The organism is Streptomyces sp. CO7 (assembly GCF_053474865.1).
Window position 1 is genome coordinate 134,169 of sequence record NZ_JBRIOU010000002.1, and the last position, 3,383, is coordinate 137,551.

Sequence of the window (3,383 nt, forward strand, 5' to 3'; positions counted from 1 at the left end):
CAGCCTGGGACCCCAAGGAGCAGCAGTCGTCCTTCCCGTGGCTGCGCCCGACGATCCGGATACGGCTCACGCTGCTCTACGGCGGCATGTTCCTGATCGCCGGCATCGTGCTGCTCTCGATGATCTACCTGCTGGCCGCCCAGGCCATCTCGACGGGCAACCAGCCGCCGTTCAAGATCGTCCAATACGCCGGCCTCCGGGTGAGCAGCGACCGGTGCCCCGCCGTCAACGGGGAGCTCTCGCTGAGCGACTTCAACGCGGAGATCGCCCGCTGCGTGAACCTGCAGCGGCAGGCCGCCCTGGACAACCTGCTGAGCCGCTCCCTGCTGGCGCTGCTGGGCCTCGCGGTGATCGCGTTCGCCTTCGGCTACGCGATGGCGGGCCGGGTGCTCTCCCCGTTGGGGAAGATCATCCGCACCGCGCGTGCGGTGGCCGGCTCCGACCTGTCCCGCCGCATCGAGCTGGACGGCCCGGACGACGAGCTCAAGGAGCTCGCGGACACCTTCGACGGCATGCTGGAGCGGCTCCAGCGGGCCTTCACGGCCCAGCAGCGGTTCGTCGGGAACGCCTCGCACGAGCTGCGCACGCCGCTGGCGATCAACCGCACCCTGCTGGAGGTGCACCTCTCCGACCCGGGGGCGCCGCCGGAGCTCCAGCAGCTGGGGCGGACCCTGCTCGCCACCAACGAGCGCAGCGAGCAACTGGTGGAGGGACTGCTCCTGCTGGCCCGCAGCGACAACCAGATCGTCGAACGCAAGCCGGTCGACCTGGCGGAGGTGGCCAGCCGCGCCCTCGACCAGGTGCGCGGCGAGGCGGCCGAGCGGGGCGTGGAGTTCCGCGGCGAGCCGTCCTCCGTGGTCGTCCAGGGCAACGGCGTCCTGCTCGAGCGGATCGCCCTGAACCTGGTGCAGAACGCGGTGCGCTACAACGTGCCCGAGGGCGGCTGGGTGGAGGTCTCCACCGGCGCCGAGCACGGCCAGGCGGTCCTCGTGGTGTCCAACACCGGACCGGTGGTACCGGCCTATGAGATCGACAACCTGTTCGAGCCGTTCCGGCGGCTGAGGACCGAGCGGACCGGCAGCGACAAGGGCGTCGGCCTGGGGCTTTCGATCGTCCGGTCGGTCGCCCGGGCGCACGGCGGGCACATCACGGCGGTCCCCCGGGAGGGTGGCGGACTGGTGATGCGCGTCACGCTGCCCCTCTGAACGAGTGACCTCCTGTTCGCTCTGCGCTGAATTCCGGCGTGTCGCGTCCATGAGGGAGCTGTGTGATCGATCACAGAAGCGTCACGGAGAGCGTCTACTCTCAGTGACGACAACGGGCTCCGAAAATGAGGGAAAACCGGGTTTTCGGGCGTCCTGATGCCGGGCAGTACACGGACAGATGCCTTTGGACCAGAGCATTCGCAGGGTGTACGGTCCGGTTCGCCATCCGAGCCGATCACTCTTCGGGAGTCCGGTTGGGTGTCGATTGAGTAACAGACCTTGATGTGAGGCAAAATCTCCGCCTCAGGTCGGGCACAAGTCCGGCCTCTCACGCGTTAACGGCGCTGGAGACACCCAAGACCACCCAGAGGGGGAGAGCGACATGGCAACCGACTACGACACTCCACGCAAGACCGACGACGACGTCGACTCGGACAGCCTGGAAGAGCTGAAGGCACGGCGGAACGACAAGTCCACCTCCGCGGTGGACGTCGACGAGTTCGAGGCCGCCGAGGGCCTCGAACTGCCCGGAGCGGACCTCTCCAACGAGGAACTCGCCGTCCGGGTGCTGCCGAAGCAGCAGGACGAGTTCACCTGCATGAGCTGCTTCCTGGTGCACCACCGCAGCCAGCTGGCCCGCGAGAAGAACGGCCAGCCGATCTGCCGCGACTGCGACTGAGGCGGGGTCGGCCGTGCCCGGCTCGACCCCACCCTGGAAGCGCCGCTCCCGCAAGCGGGGAGCGGACCTCGAGCCGTCCGACGGCTCGCACGGCGCACGTGACGCCGTGGAGCGGGGCCCTGATGCCGTGACCGGCGAGGGAGCCCCGCTCGAGACGGCCGGCGGCGGTGCGCCGGCGCCGGCCGGGTCCGGCGGGCTCCTCGCCCGGCGGGCCGAAGGCCGGCTGCACGCCGCGCTGGGCGTCGTCGCCGAGCGGATCGTCGCCGTCGCGCCCCGGATCCCGGTGCGCGACCTGGACACCCTGCGGCGGCACTTCCCGGGGCTCGGCCCCGAGGAGATCGCCGACCGGCTCGTCGCCGGAGCGGCCAGGGCCTCGGCGGCCGTGGGCGCCGGCGTCGGCGCCGCGAACATGCTGCCGGCCCCGCCGGCCTGGGCCGCCGGAATGGCGACCGAGATCACCGCCGTCGCCGCCGTCGAGCTGAAGCTCGTGGCGGAACTCCACGAGGTCTACGGACGGCGCCCTCCGGGCGACCTGCGCGCCCGCAGCATCGCCTACGTGAGGGTCTGGTCCTCCGAGCACGGGGTGGACCCCACCCGGCCCACCACCTTCCGCGCGGTGGTCGACACCGGCCTCAAACAGCAGCTGAGGCGTCAGATCAAACGGCGCCTGATCCGCAACGTGCCGAACATGCTGCCCTTCATGGTGGGCGCCACCGTGGGCGCCGTCGTCAACCGGCGCGACACCAGGCGGTTCGCCGAGCACATCCGCACCGACCTGCGCAGGGTGCGGGTCCCGTGGGAGCACCTCAAGGAGCTGCCCCCGCTGGACAGGCACGCCGAGCCGCTGGACCTGCCCGAGACCGTGCACGAGGACCACGAGGCACCCGAGGCCCCCGGGCGGGACGACCCCGGGCCCGACGGCCCCCGGAAGGACTGACCCGGGCAGGACTGACCCGGGCAGGACCGCCCCGGCAGGACCGGCCTGGGCGGCTACCGCGCCGCCGGGCGGGCCGCCTCGATCGCCGCCGCCAGCCGCTCCGGCTCACGGGTGGACAGGTAGAGGTAGGGAGTCGGGTCCTGCGGGTCGACGACCTCGACCCGCAGCGCCCTCGGCGCGTAGGCGCGCAGCAGCATGAACGCGCGCGGATCGGCCTTATGCGACCGCCAGGCGCGCGCCTCGGCCGGGTCCAGGACCTCCGCCGCGCCCAGCGCCCGCACCGGCACGTGCGCCTCGCCCGCGAGCAGCGCGTCGCCCGCCACCCGGATCCTGGCCGAGCCGTAGGAGCTCACCACGATCGCCGACAGGGCCCCGCCGAGCACCAGGCCGCCGAGCATCGGCAGCACCCCGAACGGATAGACGACCAGGGCCGCCGCCATGCCCAGCAGCAGGCAGTACAGCCACCAGTGCCACGGCGCCGACAGGCGCTCGTCGTAGGACACGACGGCGCGGGCGGGTGCCGCCCCGCCCGAGGCGGGCGACGGCGGGGCGGGCTGCTGGG

Annotated in this window: 4 protein-coding genes; 3 read left to right on the forward strand and 1 reads right to left on the reverse strand. The window is 72.1% G+C overall.

All coding sequences use genetic code 11. From position 1 onward, the window contains the following. The first annotated feature begins 41 nt into the window (after positions 1-41). From ACOV8S_RS02500 to ACOV8S_RS02510, 3 genes are all read left to right on the forward strand, one after another. Positions 42-1,205, forward strand: coding sequence for a sensor histidine kinase (locus ACOV8S_RS02500; RefSeq protein ID WP_448317327.1), 1,164 nt, complete (start codon positions 42-44; stop codon positions 1,203-1,205). 382 nt (positions 1,206-1,587) lie between these two features. Next, entirely contained in the window at positions 1,588-1,884 is a 297-nt protein-coding gene (locus tag ACOV8S_RS02505; protein ID WP_005481602.1) for a DUF4193 domain-containing protein, read from the forward strand. Between the two features lie 13 nt (positions 1,885-1,897). After that, positions 1,898-2,821 carry a hypothetical protein gene (locus tag ACOV8S_RS02510; RefSeq protein ID WP_448315869.1) on the forward strand — a complete coding sequence of 308 codons (924 nt, stop codon included), beginning with the start codon at positions 1,898-1,900 and terminating at the stop codon, positions 2,819-2,821. A 53-nt stretch (positions 2,822-2,874) separates the two neighbouring features. Here ACOV8S_RS02510 and ACOV8S_RS02515 read toward each other — a convergent pair whose 3' ends face one another. After that, positions 2,875-3,324 carry a DUF3093 domain-containing protein gene (locus tag ACOV8S_RS02515; RefSeq protein ID WP_448317328.1) on the reverse strand — a complete coding sequence of 150 codons (450 nt, stop codon included), beginning with the start codon at positions 3,322-3,324 and terminating at the stop codon, positions 2,875-2,877. Between the last annotated feature and the right edge of the window lie 59 nt (positions 3,325-3,383).

Bases quoted from the DNA above. Each gene is read 5' to 3' on its own strand.
- ACOV8S_RS02505 (WP_005481602.1), top strand. From the start codon at position 1,588: ATGGCAACCGACTACGACACTCCACGCAAGACCGACGACGACGTCGAC.